The sequence below is a fragment of the Nitrosospira sp. Nsp11 genome (assembly GCF_900142705.1).
Lineage (GTDB): Bacteria > Pseudomonadota > Gammaproteobacteria > Burkholderiales > Nitrosomonadaceae > Nitrosospira.
In genome coordinates this window covers 1-14343 of sequence record NZ_FRBV01000013.1, presented here as the reverse complement: position 1 = coordinate 14343, position 14343 = coordinate 1, and the positions used below count along the sequence as shown (strand labels likewise).

Below are 14343 nucleotides of genomic sequence, written 5' to 3'. Positions count from 1 at the left end.
TTTTGTCCTCATGGTATTTTTTTAGAGCAATAACCGCCGCAGGTCGGCCAAGGCCTCGGCCAGGAAAGAAGTGAAGCGCGCGGCAGTTGCTCCATCGATTACGCGATGATCATAAGATAGCGACAACGGCAGAATAAAACGGGGGACAAACTGTCCATCCCGATAAACTGGCTGCATGCTGGCGCGGGATACGCCGAGGATGGCTACCTCGGGTGCGTTTATAATAGGCGTGAATGCAGTGCCGCCGATGCCTCCCAAGCTGGTGATGGTAAAGCTTGCTCCCTGCATGTCGGTGGGTTTCAGCTTCCCGTTGCGTGCAAGTGCTGCCAGACCCGCCATCTCTTTAGCAATGGCAACGACTCCTTTTTGATCCACATCCCGGATTACCGGCACCACCAATCCATTGGGTGTATCTGCTGCAAACCCGATATGGCAATACTTCTTCATGGCGAGGTTCATCTCCCCGCCGTCGTTGACAAGCGATGCATTGAACTCGGGAAATTTTTTCAGCGCGGCTGCGGAGGCCCGCATTAAAAAAGCCAGTACCGTTATTTTCACACCCTCTTCTTTTATCTCCTCGTTGGATTGCTTGCGTAAGGCCTCCAGTTCTGTAATATCAGCGCCCTCGAACTGCGTAACATGCGGGATCATTACCCAGTTACGATGCAAGTTCGCTCCTGATATTTTTTGAATACGCGACAGTGGTTTCAACTCCACCGGGCCGAATTTTGCGAAATCGACCTCCGGCCATGGCAGCAGATCAAGTGCGGCGCCGGCATGCGTCTTCGATAATTCAGCCTTGACGTAGGCTTGAACATCCTCCTTGAGAATGCGCTGTTTGCGGCCACTACCCTTTACCAGTCCGAGATTCACGCCAAGTTCCCGGGCAAATCGCCTGACTGATGGACCGGCATGAGCATTTGCGAAGTCGGCTTCGTCTGTCTCGGAGGCAAAATTTACCGATGGACTAACCGGTTGGCCTGCCGAAGCTGGCTCTCGTGGCCGGGTTTCAGAGTCGGGCGCACTCTGAGACTCGGCAGGCGCCTCCGAGGGCGAAGGCTGTGCGGACAACTCAGGAACTGAGACTGAACCCACTGCTGGTTCTGTGCCTGAGGCAGATGAGGAATCAGGTGGCGCACTATCCGTGTCGGAGACTTCCATTACCAAAACGAGCGCACCTTCAGAAACCTTATCACCCACCTTTACAGATATATCCTTGACTATGCCTGCAAATGGTGAAGGCACTTCTATCGTTGCCTTATCCGACTCCAATGAAATCAAGGGGTCTTCCGCCTGGATAGAATCACCGGGTTTCACTAGAACCTCTATCACCGGGACATCTTTAAAATCGCCAATGTCGGGGATTAATACCTGTTTGGTCTCTGCCACGCCTCTTCCTTCATTCGTATTTTACGTGTGGTATTTGCAATGAAATGATAATGCACCGGCTTCATCTGCAACCCCGGATCCGGCATATTCACACCTTCCATCCCATCACCCTTACCGCCCTGTTTCTTATCGATGTAGTGGAAAAAATATTACTGAAGCGCGAATCAGTTCATGCTCGGCGCTCTCGAATGCACAATCAGCTCGCGCATGTGCGCTTGCCATTTTGCGGACCCCTCATACTGTTACCGGATTGGGCTTGTCGGGGTCAATGCCGAGTTTGCTTATCGCTTGCGCCACTTTATCCGCCGTGATCTGACCTTCCTCGGCCAGCGACTTGAGCGCCGCTATCGTAATGTAATAGCGGTCTACTTCAAAAAACCGGCGCAGCTGTTCACGTGTGTCAGAGCGACCAAACCCATCTGTGCCCAAAACCTTATAACGCCCTGGCACGAATTCCCGGATCTGATCGGCAAAAATTTTCATGTAGTCCGTCGCGGCTATGACGGGCCCCTTCCGATCCTTAAGGCACGTGCCGACATAGGACAACCTCGGCGCCTCGGCGGGATGCATCATGTTCCATCGGGTAACGTCCAGCGCTTCACGTCTCAATTCGGTAAAGCTCGTGGCGCTCCAGATGTCGGCAGCGACGCCATATTCCTTTTCCAGTATTTCCGCCGCTGCTATCACTTCGCGCAGAATTGTTCCGGAACCGAGCAATTGTACCCGGAGACTTGAATTCTCCCCTGCCGGATTACCTTCCCGAAACAGGTACATACCTTTCAATATCCCTTGTTCCGCATTTGCAGGCATCCCCGGGTGAGAATAGTTTTCGTTCATTACTGTTATATAGTAATAGACATCCTCCTGCTCTTCGTACATACGGCGCAGGCCATCCTGGATAATGACGGCGATCTCATACGCAAACGTCGGATCATAAGATATGCAGTTTGGAATAGTGGATGCGGCTAGATGACTGTGGCCGTCCTCATGCTGCAGGCCCTCTCCGTTAAGGGTCGTACGTCCTGCAGTGCCTCCCAGTAAAAATCCGCGGCAACGCATATCTCCAGCCGCCCAGGCAAGGTCGCCCACACGCTGAAAACCGAACATGGAATAATAAATATAGAACGGGATCATCTGCACGCCGTGATTGCTGTATGCCGTTGCCGCCGCCATCCATGAACACATCGCCCCGGCCTCGTTGATCCCTTCCTGCAGAATCTGGCCGTTCTTGTCTTCCTTGTAATACATCAGTTGATCGGCATCCTCCGGTTTGTAGAGCTGCCCCGTCGACGACCAGATGGCCAGTTGTCGAAACATCCCCTCCATACCGAAAGTCCGCGACTCGTCCGCAACGATGGGCACCACTCGCTTACCGATGCTCTTGTCCTTTACCAGAATGTTGAGTATGCGTACGAAAGCCATGGTGGTGGAAGATTCCCGCCCCTCGCCGCTCGCCTTGAGCAGAGTATCGAATGCGGATAACGGTGGAATCTGCAGCGCTTCCGCCTTCCGCTGGCGCCGGTGGATGAAACCCCCCAGGGCCTGACGCCGCTGATGCATGTAAATATACTCGGGCGAAGCCTTGTCAAACGTCAGATACGGTATATCGTCTATCTTGTCGTCTGCAATTGGAATACCGAAGCGGTCGCGAAATGCTTTCAATGAAGTGGTACCCATCTTTTTTTGCTGATGGGTGATGTTCTGCGCCTCGCCCGCTTCACCCATCCCGTAACCCTTGATGGTTTTGGCAAGGATCACGGTGGGCTGTCCCGTATGCCGTATCGCGGCTGCATAAGCCGCATAGACTTTATGCGGATCATGGCCACCGCGGTTCAAGCGCCAGATGTCATCGTCCGACATATTGGCGACCATCTCCAGCAACTCGGGATATTTGCCGAAAAAATGTTCACGGACGTAGGCACCGTCTCTCGACTTGAAAGTCTGATATTCGCCATCTACACATTCCATCATGCGTTGCTGCAGCAGGCCCTTGGTATCCTTGGCAAACAATGGATCCCAGTAGGAGCCCCATATCACCTTGATGACATTCCAGCCGGCACCGCGAAAGGCGGCTTCAAGTTCCTGGATAATCTTGCCATTTCCACGTACCGGCCCGTCCAGGCGCTGAAGGTTGCAGTTAATCACAAAAATCAAATTGTCCAGATTCTCGCGTGCGGCCAGAGAAATACCGCCCAGCGATTCCGGCTCATCCATTTCGCCGTCACCCATGAAAGCCCAGACTTTGCGGCCGCTGGTCTTGACCAGTCCGCGACTGTCCAGATACTTCATGAAACGGGCCTGATAAATCGACATCAGCGGCCCCAGCCCCATCGATACTGTGGGAAACTGCCAAAAGTCGGGCATTAGCCAGGGATGCGGATAAGAGGATAGCCCTTTGCCGTCCACCTCGCGTCTGAAATTATTGAGCTGGTCCTCCGTCAGCTCCCCCAGCATAAAAGCATAGGCATAAAGACCAGGCGACGAATGGCCCTGCGCGAATATCATGTCTCCGCCGTGGTTTTCCGATCTGGCATGCCAGAAGTGATTGTAGCCGACATCATAGAGCGTCGCCGCGGAGGCAAAGCTGGCAATATGGCCGCCGACATTGGAGTTCTTGTTGGCGTGCAGCACCATTGCCATGGAGTTCCAACGGACATAAGAGCGAATGCGATGTTCCAGCGCGTGATTACCGGGAGAGCGATCTTCCTTGCCCGGTGGAATGGTATTGATATAGGCCGTGGTGGCACTGTAAGGAAGGTATGCGCCTGAGCGCCGGGCTTTTTCTACCAGCCTTTCCAGCAGGTAATGCGCGCGCTCGGTTCCCTCGTGCTCCAGCACGGATTCCAGCGCGTCCAGCCACTCCTGTGTTTCAGATGGATCTATGTCGGGAATGGGTTCCATTTTCGTCTCGAAATTGTTGGGATTACCGATATGATTGGTCTGCGTCGCGGTTAAGCCCGTGCGTATGCACGCTCAGCAGCCTCGATAGTGTTATACAGCAACATCGCGATAGTCACCGGGCCCACGCCGCCCGGCACAGGCGTGATGTAACCTGCCTTCTCTTTGACCGATTCGAACTCCACGTCACCCGCCAGTTTACCGTCCGGCATGCGATTGATGCCAACATCTATCACCGCTGCGCCGTCCTTCACCATGCTGGCGGTGATCATATGCGGTTTTCCGGTCGCTACAACCAGGATATCCGCCCGATGCGTATGCTCGGCCAGATCGCGGGTTTTCGAGGTACAGATGGTCACTGTCGCGCCTCTCTGCAAGAGCATCAGAGCCATGGGTTTGCCGACGATGTTACTGCGGCCCACGACCACCGCGTGCTGCCCTTCAATTGGAACGCTGTATTTTTCCAGTATTTTGATCACCCCATGAGGTGTGCAGGGCGGGAAAATAGCGTTACCGGTAACCAGCGATCCTACATTGTAAAGATGGAACCCATCCACGTCTTTTTCCACTGCAACGGATGCAATCACTTTATCGCTTTCGAAGCGTCGCGGTAACGGCAGCTGCACGAGAATACCGTGAATCCTGGAATTCCGGTTCAGTTCCTGAATACGCTCTATTACCTCGTCCTGGCTCGCGTTTTCGGAAAACTCGTGTATTTCGGAATAAATCCCCGTGTCGCTACATGCTTTCGCCTTGTTTCGCACATAGATGCGTGATGCTGGATTATCACCGGCAATAACCACCGCCAGCCCAGGTTGCATGCCCTTTTCCGTCAAACCCGCAGCGCGGATCTTACAGTCGGCTCGAAGCTCGCGAGCAAGTGCACTCCCATCCATAATTTTGGCATTCATCGTTTCTTTGGATCGCCTTAAGCGAATATTAGACGGTCAATTATACGCCAAGGGGCAGTAAATAAGCCCGTGTAAGCGCCAGGCCGACCCGCAGTGGAACAGGAGGTGGATCGCCGATAGGCGAATGAGGGCAAAGCTATATTCAGGCATCCTATTAGGTGACCATGTGCAAACCGGCGCCATCCATGATGCCGATGTTCTCCACGATCAAGATTGACGCGCGCCCGACGAGTCTGCTTTTCTGATCTTCATTCGATAAATCAGCAACCCCACCAGAAAAGTTGGGAGGACAACCAAGGCAGCAGCCACGAGCCCAGCCGCCAGCACGTCAATTCCCTCAGTTTTTGGAAGAAAAATAGTTACGACCCAAACCGTCAGGAAAGCAGCCACCGCACCGCCGATAACCATGATCTTTTTACCACGCTCATACAGTCGCCACAATGAGCCGGAAACGCGTGTTTCATTTCGATATTCATCAAAAACTGCCAGGATGCTGTCATCGTTGGGCATAGCTTGGTAGCCCATGCTCACGGCAAGCGAGTCGTCGCCGCCCTCCGCTCTTGACATTTTTCTCAGAAATGCAACTCGTTTTTGAGCATCCTTTTTTTTCAAGCCGTCGCTGATGAGCATCGACTCAAGCGCCGCAAAGGCATGGTCGCGAGCATTAACTGGTAAATCGAGACTCTCACCCTGGCGCCACATGACACCCACCAGATAGAGCTGAATCGTCATCTGCCTGAACTGTGGCGCGAAATCATATCCTTTGTCTTTAATTTTCGGGAGTTGAGACTCCAGCACCTCGCGCGCACGCACCACGCAAACCTCAATTACAGTCGTTTCAGAGTCAGTTTTCGTGTCATTCATTGTCGTAATAACGGGACATGCCCAACCTTAACTTTGAATTTGTTAGAGGAACGCATTATATACTGGCAAAAGCTTGTTGAAGGAGGATGAATCTTCCCGCGCCTGGATGGTTGTCGATCCGGTTCCGGATAAATCCGACGCGCTATCATGCTTCCAAAAAAAGGAATTCACCAAAGAATTCAGACTGATCTACAATTAGATAAGGCGATCTATATTGAGTTCCCCAATATGCGGCAGCGATCTTTTTCTTGAACACTACGAAAAGCTTTTTGAAATATCGTAATCCGGTCAATTCTCAATTTGCGCTTGGGCGCGTATATAAATGGGGAAGATTATGAAACATCATAAATACCTTATCGTCGGCGGTGGAATGACTGCCGATTCTGCTGTTCACGGTATTCGCAAGATCGATCAAGAAGGGGCAATCGCGATGATTTGCGAGGAGCGGCATTTGCCTTATGATCGTCCACCCCTGACAAAGTCTCTCTGGAAGGGCTCGGCTTACGAATCAATCTGGCGGAATGCGCACGGGCTAAACGTTGCGATGCATCTGGCAAAAAAAGTGGTGGCCGTCGACCCATCAAAAAAAACTGCAACGGATGATGCCGGAAACGTCTATACATACGAAAAACTTTTGCTCGCCACGGGCGGCTCGGTGCGGAGTTTTCCCGGTTTTGGTGAGAGCATAATCTACTACAGAACCGCAGATGACTACCTTAAGCTGCGGGAGTTGAGTCAGCACGGTTCAGATTTCGTTGTTATCGGAGGCGGCTTCATCGGTTCCGAAATTGCCGCCGCGCTTGCGATGAACAACAAGCGGGTGACGATGATTTTCCCGGAAAGCGGCATCGGCGCGCGTGTTTATGCGCAACCTCTCGCTGAATTCCTGAATTCATACTACCGGGAGAAAGGCGTCACCGTACTTGCGTCTGAAACGGTTAAATCCGTGAGAACTGAAGGCGCCAAAACAATTGTAACCACGGAAAACGGCATAGATATCTCCGCCGATGGCGTCGTTGCCGGACTGGGCATCTCGCCCAACACCGACTTGGCCACGCAGGCGGGACTGGCGGTAGATAACGGCATTGTCGTGGACGATCAATTGCGCACGAGCAATCCGGACATTTACGCCGCAGGCGATGTAGCGAACTTCCGCAGCGCGTTATTGGATAAGCGTATGCGCGTGGAACATGAGGATAATGCTAATGTGATGGGTGAAATGGCGGGGCGGAATATGGCAGGGCAATCGGATACCTACCATCATCAGCCTTTCTTTTATTCCGACCTGTTTGACTTGGGCTATGAAGCGGTGGGAGAACTGGACTCCCGCATGGATATCGTCGAAGATTGGGAGGAGCCTTTTCGTAAAGGCGTGATTTATTATTTACGTGATGGACTCGTGCGCGGCGTGTTGCTTTGGAACACATGGGGACAGGTCGACGCCGCTACCCGGCTAATTGCCAAAAAAGCTGTGCACTCCAGCGAAACACTGATGGGCCGCATCACGGGCTAGCAGCCCGTGATGCGGCAGTCAGATACGGTTCTCCCGCTATGCCTTCGCGCCGGTATAAAAGACGCGTTTGAATTCAAGACCTCGGTTCGGTCGCGTCAGGAAATGCCGCTACTGATCCGGCGCGCGAGCAGTACAACTTACACGAGCGGTATCCAAGGTCGTCCACGGCATGCCATTTATTATTGGTTTGGGTTGGGACCCGGGGCGGCACCGAAATGTTGAAATCCACCGCAGGTTCTCGTCCGATAGATTAGAGAAATAATTAGCACACGTTATCTTGAAAACCCTGACCCTTACCCGCCCGGACGACTGTCACCTTCATTTGCGTGACGGCGAGCAAATGCGGGCGGTCCTGCCGGATACGGCACGCCGCTTCGCCCGTGCCATTGTCATGCCCAACCTCAAGCCGCCGATAATCACGGCTGAAATGGCACTGACATACCGCGAGCATATCCTTGCCGCCCTGCCGCCGGGTATGCGCTTTGAACCACTGATGACACTCTACCTTACCGACAACACCGCGCCTTCCGAAATTTCCGAAGGCAGGAGAAACGGTACAATACATGGCGTGAAATATTATCCTGCCGGCGCCACGACAAACTCCGCTGCTGGCGTTACTGACATTGCCAGATGTTACCGGACGCTCGCGGCAATGGAAGAGATGGGTATGCCGCTGCTCGTGCATGGAGAGGTGACTGATCCAGCAGTGGATGTGTTCGACAGGGAAAAATATTTTTTGGACAGGGTATTAATGCCCCTTACGCAGCGGTTCCCGCAATTGCGGATCGTGTTCGAACACATCACCACCCAAGAGGCGGTGGAGTTCGTTACAGGCGCATGGGGCCACATTGCAGCCACAATTACCGCCCATCATATGCTGCTTAACCGCAATGCCATGTTCCAAGGCGGCATCCGGCCGCACCACTATTGTCTCCCGGTACTAAAACGCGAAACCCATCGCCAGAAATTGGTCGAAGCCGCCATCAGCGGTAACCCAAAATTCTTTCTGGGCACCGATAGCGCACCTCATCCCCGGTCTGCAAAGGAAAGCACCTGCGGCTGCGCAGGAGTCTACACGGCTCACGCGGCGATTGAACTCTATGCAGAAGCCTTCGAACAGGCGGGCGCTTTGGACAAACTGGAAGCCTTCGCCAGCTTCCATGGCGCGGATTTCTACAAACTGCCGCGCAACAAGGACAGCATTACGCTGAAGAAGGAAAGCTGGATCGTGCCGTCGCAACTGAGTTTTGGAAACGAAACATTGATCCCGCTTCGGGCGGGGGAAAGCCTGGCATGGAGATTGATCGGTTAAGATGCAGGATTTGCGTAGTAGTCACGCCCGAGTTGTCAACCCGATTTTCTACAAATCGTCGTCGGAAGCGTGGCAATTCTTGAAACTCCCTTGAGTTGAAACTCCCTTAATTTTGAAACTTCCTTAAGCATGGCGCCCAGCGCTCTCGCCCTTCTGAAAGATATCTTCGGCTATCCCGCTTTTCGTGGGCAGCAAGCCGAGGTAATCACGCATATTACCGGAGGCGGGGATTGCCTCGTATTGATGCCGACCGGAGGTGGAAAATCGTTGTGCTATCAGATTCCGGCTTTATTGCGCGAGGGTGTCGCGATAGTAGTTTCGCCGCTGATTGCGCTTATGCAGAACCAGGTAGCGGCGCTGCATGAAGTTGGAGTGCGCGCTGCGTTTCTCAATTCCTCTCTGCCACAGACGGAAGCGGCCATGGTCGAGCGGGGCATACTCGCGGGCATATACGATCTGGTGTATGTGGCGCCAGAGAGGTTGCTGACCCCGCGCTTTCTCGATCTTCTGGCGCGCACGCCGCTTTCTCTGTTCGCCATCGATGAGGCGCACTGCGTGTCCCAATGGGGGCATGATTTCCGTCCGGAATACATCAAGCTTTCGATCCTGCATGAGCAATTTCCCAACGTGCCGCGCGTGGCCCTGACAGCCACTGCGGACAGCGTGACGCGCGAGGAAATCATATGGCGGCTTGGCCTCAATGGCGCGAAAATTTTTATTTCGAGTTTTGATCGCCCCAACATTCGTTATCAGATCGTCGATAAAATAAACGGCAGGACGCAGCTAATCGCTTTTATCCGTGCTGACCACAATGGCGATGCCGGTATCGTCTATTGCCTGTCGCGCAGGAAAGTCGAGGAAACAGCTGCATGGCTGGTCGAAAAGGGTATACGCGCCCTTCCGTACCATGCCGGCATGAATGCACTGGACCGCAGCCGCAACCAGGAAGAATTCCTGCGCGAAGAGGGCATTGTAATGGTCGCTACTATCGCATTTGGGATGGGCATAGACAAGCCGGACGTGCGCTTCGTGGCTCATCTCGATCTGCCTAAAAGCGTGGAAGCCTATTATCAGGAAACCGGCCGAGCCGGGCGCGACGGTCAAGCCGCCAGCGCATGGATGGCTTATGGCTTGGGCGACGTGGTACAGCAGCGGCGGATGATAGAGGATTCTCCAGCGGAAGCTCAATTCAAACGGGCCGCATCAGCCAAGCTCGATGCGCTGCTGGCGCTGTGCGAGGCCACCACCTGCCGCCGTGTGCGCCTGCTCGAGTATTTTGGCGAATCGCCCGCCGATGCCGCATGCGGCAATTGCGATGTCTGCCTCGATCCTCCACAAGTGTGGGACGGCACGGTGGCCGCACAGAAGGCGCTGTCGTGTGCATTTCGCACCGGTCAGCGCTTTGGCGCCGGGCATCTGATTGACGTGCTGCGCGGCAACGATACCGCACGTGTGAGGCAATGGGCTCACGACAAGGTCAGCACCTTCGGTATTGGCAAGGAATTGGATGAAAAAGCATGGCGAGCAGTATTCCGCCAACTGGCGGCGCTCCGCTTGCTCACCGCAGACAGTGAAGGTCATGGTTCGCTGTGTCTTGCCGCAGCCAGCCGTGCAGTACTGACTGGAAATCAAACAGTTCGTCTGCGCCTGCAGCCAGAGAGAAAGAAGGCTACGGCCAAGACTAAGGTGGCGAGTGAAGATAAATCCGCCGCGCTTGACCTCCCGGCTCGTGCACTATGGGCCCGCTTGCGCACATGGCGCACGGAAGCTGCAAAGATGCACGGCGTTCCCGCTTATGTCGTGTTTCACGATACAACACTGGCAGAACTGGTGCGCCTGCATCCAAAGACGGAAAATGAACTGCGCGAAGTGCCCGGTATCGGCGCAAGAAAACTGGAGAGTTACGGCGACGATCTGCTTATGATTCTTCGAAGTTGAAAAAAACACGATAAGAGCATCGCACCGGGGTTGAGATAGTGATCTGACTGGGGATGGCGCATTTTATCTCCTGTCCTGCCTCGTACCCGGTTGGTAATGTCTTGGGTATATCTGGAAAATACCTGTTTTCTATTATTTCATCCGCCAATCATTCACCGGTCTAAATGCCCGGGTTTGCAAATGCTTACCGTGCTGTCGCGTCACCTGACGTATCGAAATAGTCCACGCCAGATACAACCACCATTCCTCATACTGGAAAACACCGTTAAGAAATGTGAGTACCATTTAGATATCCGCGCGGGTTGCGCGGATTGAAGGGCTTGAATCGCTCGGCTATGGCACGGTAGAGCCTATACCGCCTCACTTGCGAGTGAGGCGCCATGTGCACCAGGCCCTCACAGCTCATCGTCCCCAGAGGCGGGAACACCGGTAAGTGTTCCCGCTGGTTTTCTGCCTAACGTTTTTCTGGCTCCTTTTCTATTCCTACCAAGATCCGATAATCGAATCTGGGCAGTTGCCTCAATTTTTCCTTTGTTGCGCCTGGAAGAATCGCTTTCGGGACAATCTGTGAGAACCTGTGCGCAGGGACGGCTACCTTGTAATCACCGTAGCCAAGAAAGCCGCCAAGGTTCACGATGGTAAAAACCAGATGCCCATCTTTGGTCACGATAAAATCATCGATATCCCCGACCTTTTCCTTGTTCTCGTTATAGACATTCTCGCCCTTGAGTTTCGATACCTGCCATCCCAGATTAATGAGCTCACTCTCCTCCGAGGTAGGGCCCAGGTCCTTGTCTGCCTTGGGATCCGCAGCGATGGCCGTAGTGGCAAGGGACAAGCTGCAGATTGTGACTACAATCATTTTAGTGAGATTCATACCTTTTCCTCCTTCTAGTAATGTGATCAAACGCACCGGTTTTTGGTGCGCCACTTATTAGCATCCGGCCTTGCCGTTGGCAGGACCGGTGCCAGGCAACCCCTGCCTTAAACCTCAACAGGAGATTTCATGGGGCAGCTCATGAGGTTAGAATCTCATGCTGTCCCCCATTTTTTTGCCCACCAGGCGAGCATCAGCCACCAGTTGCTGTCGACTTTTCTGCTTTGAAAGGCGGGGGAGCGGAAACGGTGCCACCAATTAACGCATAGGCGGCAAAAATGACAAGCAGCCAAAACAGCGGATTCCAAGCCAACGAGTGCCAAGTCTTTGAAAGCAATTCGTTCATGATGTCACCCCAGTTCAGTTGTCATCGAGTCCTTCGTGCTTGGGTTTAGTTCGCCATTGACATGAAATCTCTATGAATACTCTAGGTTGCTAGCGAGGATACAAACGCGAATTGTGGGTGGCTGTGCGGAAAGACACATAAGGTAGTGCACAAGTATAAGGAAGCGCATAGCAGAGAGCTAAGCTTCACTACTCTTGCCACTACCTTTATCCGGGCTAGCCTCAAATTGAAGCGCGGCAATTGTTTTCTGTCAGTTTGGGGGCCTATGTCCATTTAAGCGTTGCTGTGAATGACGTTACCAGACCACCACCCGCACCCTTTTTCCAAGCGAGCCTTGCTGGTCATCCTCCAAGGTATACGCCTACACCGGAGAAGAACAGTTTTGCGTTCGGCATCGAACGGACCTGAGGACCCCGATGGCACTATAAACGGCCTTGAACCAGAAAAAATCCGGCTGCAACGAAAGCAGTATCTCGCGCACAGTCAAGACAACATTGACTGGGAGCAACTTGCATAGCAGGGTTTTTTAACTGAGTCCGCTGGCCCCTGATGCAGACAGGAGACATTCATGAGTAATTTTATTGTCGTTATCTTTCCGACGGAGACACAGGCAGACGAGGGCGGGAAAGCGCTCAGGGAACTTCAGGATGAAGGAAAGCTTACGATCCATGGGATGGCCATCATCACCAAGCGTGCAGACGGCAAGGTCTCTATGAAGGATGAACCGGGCGAAGCGCCTCTTGGGACGGCAGTAGGTACAGTCGTGGGTAGCTTGATTGGTCTGTTGGGAGGACCAGTGGGGCTTGCCGCAGGCGCGGCTGCAGGTGCTTTTTTGGGATACGCGGTCGATGCCTTCAATTATGGGGTGGGCATGGAGTTTGTTGATGAGGTATCGCGGAATTTAACGCCCGGAAAGAGCGCTCTGGTCGCCGAGGTTGACGAGTTCTGGACCTTGGGGCTTGACCTGAGGATGGAAGCACTAGGCGGAATCGTAGTTCGCCAGTGGCGCCTGGACGTTGAACGTGATCTGATTGAAAATGAAATCCAGGCGCGCAATGCCGAGCTTTTTCAGCTCAAGGCGGAGTACGCACAAGCCGAGGATGAGCATAAGGCCAGGCTGGAAATCAAGATCAAGACTGCCGAGGCCAAATTGAAAACCGCCCTGGAACGCGAAAAGGCCAAGGTGGAAGCGTTAAAACAGCAAGCAGACACGAAGATCAAGGCCCTCCAGAAGCAGGCTGCGGCGGCAACTCTGGAAACTAAAACCAAAATTGAGCAACGGATCGTGGAAATTCAAGCCGAATCCGAAAAGCTTGCAAAACAGCAGGCGACCTAAAGCATAGATTCAGAACAGGTTCATCCTGGGCGATTGAAACGATCGCAATAGTGGTATCAACCTTGATAAAACAGAAATTCAATCAATGAGGAGGTGTTATGGCAAGTGAAAATAGAACGAGTGAGAAACCGAAATATCCTACAAGTTTCAGTCTGTTTTATCCTGTCGGCTATCTGGTCGTCGGATTTCAAAGCAGGGAAGACGCTCTACGGGTACAGCAGGACCTAATGACGGGAGGGTATGAACCCGACGACTGCACATTTTTCTCCTGCAGGGAAGTAACGGAAGCTGCAAACAAAAATCTTGACCAGGGGAACTTTCTGCCTCATCTGGGTGGCGTCGATAAAGTCATCGAAAAACATCTGGAAGCAGCAAAAGAGGGAAGTTCCTTTCTTGTGATCTATGCGCCGGATAAAGTCACTTCAGATCGCGCCATGAACGTTATCCGCCGTGTGCCGTTTGAGTTTGCACACCGCTACCACCGGCTCGTAATCGAAGAACTCAAGTAAACCATCCTCTGGATGCCGCTAGCAGCGTAGCGGCATCCGATTCGCTGCAGACGGTAAATCAGCGCAAAGCCGTGCCCCAGTAATGGTCGTTTAGGATAATGTTTTAAGATGGCCGTAATAAGGAGCCACACCAAGGCTGGGGCCACGCTTCTTTGCCCAATAGACCTTGGACTCCGGAAAACCGACCAATGGTTCTTCATGCAGATAAGGTGCTGTTAATTTACTCTCAGTGTTGTACATAGCGTTTCCGATGCGCTCAATTGTCCCGTCCGAGTTCCGAATATAGGGAACAAGCTTGCTCATGCAGAATCTCCAAAGAAAAATGTTTTTGATGCAAGCGGACGCGGCGCGATCATTTGACCCTACCCCACAAAACCGTACCATTTAAAAGTAGAATTTCTGGCATGATTTTGACCTTAAATGGAAAGGAGCATGACGTGAAGAGAAGCA

12 protein-coding genes are annotated in these 14343 nt (G+C 53.0%); 5 read left to right on the top strand and 7 right to left on the bottom strand.

Annotated elements, in window-relative coordinates; all coding sequences use genetic code 11:
• Window positions 1-21: 21 nt before the first annotated feature.
• From aceF to BUA28_RS12440, 4 genes are all read right to left on the bottom strand, one after another.
• Complete coding sequence (gene aceF / locus BUA28_RS12455) at window positions 22-1389, bottom strand: dihydrolipoyllysine-residue acetyltransferase (protein ID WP_072768451.1); 1368 nt, start codon at window positions 1387-1389, stop codon at window positions 22-24.
• 234 nt (window positions 1390-1623) lie between these two features.
• Window positions 1624-4290 carry a pyruvate dehydrogenase (acetyl-transferring), homodimeric type gene (gene aceE / locus BUA28_RS12450; protein ID WP_072768450.1) on the bottom strand — a complete coding sequence of 889 codons (2667 nt, stop codon included), beginning with the start codon at window positions 4288-4290 and terminating at the stop codon, window positions 1624-1626.
• A 50-nt stretch (window positions 4291-4340) separates the two neighbouring features.
• Window positions 4341-5198, bottom strand: coding sequence for a bifunctional methylenetetrahydrofolate dehydrogenase/methenyltetrahydrofolate cyclohydrolase FolD (gene folD / locus BUA28_RS12445; RefSeq protein WP_072768449.1), 858 nt, complete (start codon window positions 5196-5198; stop codon window positions 4341-4343).
• A 207-nt stretch (window positions 5199-5405) separates the two neighbouring features.
• On the bottom strand, window positions 5406-6062 hold the full coding sequence (locus tag BUA28_RS12440; protein ID WP_072768448.1) for a hypothetical protein: 657 nt from the start codon (window positions 6060-6062) through the stop codon (window positions 5406-5408).
• Between the two features lie 334 nt (window positions 6063-6396).
• Between BUA28_RS12440 and BUA28_RS12435 the strand changes: the two genes are divergently transcribed.
• From BUA28_RS12435 to recQ, 3 genes are all read left to right on the top strand, one after another.
• Entirely contained in the window at window positions 6397-7575 is a 1179-nt protein-coding gene (locus BUA28_RS12435; protein ID WP_072768447.1) for an NAD(P)/FAD-dependent oxidoreductase, read from the top strand.
• Between the two features lie 274 nt (window positions 7576-7849).
• Window positions 7850-8887: a dihydroorotase gene (gene pyrC / locus BUA28_RS12430; protein ID WP_143148517.1), complete on the top strand. Its 1038-nt coding sequence runs from the start codon at window positions 7850-7852 to the stop codon at window positions 8885-8887.
• Between the two features lie 129 nt (window positions 8888-9016).
• Window positions 9017-10825, top strand: a complete 1809-nt coding sequence (gene recQ, locus BUA28_RS12425; protein WP_072768445.1) for a DNA helicase RecQ — start codon at window positions 9017-9019, stop codon at window positions 10823-10825.
• A gap of 454 nt (window positions 10826-11279) precedes the next feature.
• Here recQ and BUA28_RS12420 read toward each other — a convergent pair whose 3' ends face one another.
• A complete protein-coding gene (locus BUA28_RS12420) occupies window positions 11280-11702 on the bottom strand; it encodes a PRC-barrel domain-containing protein (RefSeq protein ID WP_072768444.1) in 423 nt (140 codons plus the stop codon).
• A gap of 193 nt (window positions 11703-11895) precedes the next feature.
• A complete protein-coding gene (locus BUA28_RS15960) occupies window positions 11896-12048 on the bottom strand; it encodes a hypothetical protein (protein WP_178298042.1) in 153 nt (50 codons plus the stop codon).
• 568 nt (window positions 12049-12616) lie between these two features.
• Here BUA28_RS15960 and BUA28_RS12415 point away from each other — a divergent pair.
• The gene (locus BUA28_RS12415) at window positions 12617-13384 is read left to right on the top strand and encodes a DUF1269 domain-containing protein (protein WP_072768443.1); all 768 of its coding nucleotides are present in this window, start codon (window positions 12617-12619) and stop codon (window positions 13382-13384) included.
• A gap of 98 nt (window positions 13385-13482) precedes the next feature.
• Window positions 13483-13893 (top strand): hypothetical protein, encoded by a 411-nt coding sequence (locus BUA28_RS12410; RefSeq protein WP_072768442.1) that lies wholly within the window; start codon window positions 13483-13485, stop codon window positions 13891-13893.
• 90 nt (window positions 13894-13983) lie between these two features.
• On the opposite strand, the gene BUA28_RS12405 is transcribed toward BUA28_RS12410, so the two are convergent.
• On the bottom strand, window positions 13984-14196 hold the full coding sequence (locus BUA28_RS12405) for a hypothetical protein (RefSeq protein ID WP_072768441.1): 213 nt from the start codon (window positions 14194-14196) through the stop codon (window positions 13984-13986).
• Window positions 14197-14343: the final 147 nt, after the last annotated feature.

What these genes read in the sequence shown, in the direction of transcription:
- BUA28_RS12415 (WP_072768443.1), top strand. Translation starts at nt 12,617, where the DNA reads ATGAGTAATTTTATTGTCGTTATCTTTCCGACGGAGACACAGGCAGAC.
- aceE (WP_072768450.1), bottom strand. Translation starts at nt 4,290, where the DNA reads ATGGAACCCATTCCCGACATAGATCCATCTGAAACACAGGAGTGGCTG.
- BUA28_RS12410 (WP_072768442.1), top strand. Translation starts at nt 13,483, where the DNA reads ATGGCAAGTGAAAATAGAACGAGTGAGAAACCGAAATATCCTACAAGT.
- recQ (WP_072768445.1), top strand. Translation starts at nt 9,017, where the DNA reads ATGGCGCCCAGCGCTCTCGCCCTTCTGAAAGATATCTTCGGCTATCCC.
- folD (WP_072768449.1), bottom strand. Translation starts at nt 5,198, where the DNA reads ATGAATGCCAAAATTATGGATGGGAGTGCACTTGCTCGCGAGCTTCGA.
- BUA28_RS12435 (WP_072768447.1), top strand. Translation starts at nt 6,397, where the DNA reads ATGAAACATCATAAATACCTTATCGTCGGCGGTGGAATGACTGCCGAT.
- BUA28_RS12440 (WP_072768448.1), bottom strand. Translation starts at nt 6,062, where the DNA reads ATGAATGACACGAAAACTGACTCTGAAACGACTGTAATTGAGGTTTGC.
- BUA28_RS12420 (WP_072768444.1), bottom strand. Translation starts at nt 11,702, where the DNA reads ATGAATCTCACTAAAATGATTGTAGTCACAATCTGCAGCTTGTCCCTT.
- BUA28_RS15960 (WP_178298042.1), bottom strand. Translation starts at nt 12,048, where the DNA reads ATGAACGAATTGCTTTCAAAGACTTGGCACTCGTTGGCTTGGAATCCG.
- BUA28_RS12405 (WP_072768441.1), bottom strand. Translation starts at nt 14,196, where the DNA reads ATGAGCAAGCTTGTTCCCTATATTCGGAACTCGGACGGGACAATTGAG.